General features: G+C 36.0%; 1 pseudogene. It reads left to right on the top strand.

What is annotated here, in order from left to right:
- A pseudogene (locus tag ACW2QF_RS18600) lies at positions 1 to 742 on the top strand (HDIG domain-containing metalloprotein); the annotation flags it as partial.
- Between the last annotated feature and the right edge of the window lie 50 nt (positions 743 to 792).

Here is a 792-nt window from a genome sequence, read left to right as displayed (position 1 = left end):
TGTAGATGTTCGTATTCATCCTGCTAGAATTGAAGAGATGGTTGATATGGCACAATAAGAAGTCGTAGTTATGATACGTGAAGAAGGTGAAGCAGCAACTTTAGAAGTTGGTGTTCATGGAATTCACCCAGAGCTAGTTAGACTTTTAGGTAAAATGAAGTTCAGAACAAGTTATGGTCAGAATACATTGAAACATTCAATAGAAGTTGCACATTTATCTGGGCTTTTAGCTGCTGAAATCGGTTTAGATGTTAAGATGGCTAAAAGAGCTGGATTATTACATGACATTGGTAAATCTGTAGACCACGAAATGGAAGGCTCACATATTCAAATAGGTGTTGATTTATGTAGAAAATACAAAGAATCCCCTATTGTAATCAATGCAGTAGAATCGCATCATGGTGATGTGGAACCTGAAACATTGATCGCTTGTGTAGTACAAGCAGCCGATACAATATCAGCTGCAAGACCTGGCGCAAGAAGAGAAACTTTAGAAACTTATACTAACAGACTAAAACAATTAGAAGATATTACGAATAGCTTTAAGGGAGTGGATAAGTCTTTTGCAATACAAGCAGGTAGGGAAGTACGTGTAATGGTAGTTCCTGATGCGATTAGTGATGCCGAAATGGTATTGCTTGCTCGTGACTTATCAAAACAAATTGAGTCAGAACTAGAGTATCCAGGACAAATTAAGGTAAATGTAATTCGTGAATCAAGAGTAATTGATTACGCTAAGTAGTTTAAAGTATGATAATAAAGATATAGTAGAATTGTTGTTCTACTATATCT

The organism is Anaerosporobacter sp. (genome assembly GCF_965301125.1).
The sequence above is the reverse complement of the archived record's forward strand: the minus strand, read 5'-3'. Positions and strand labels throughout refer to the sequence as shown.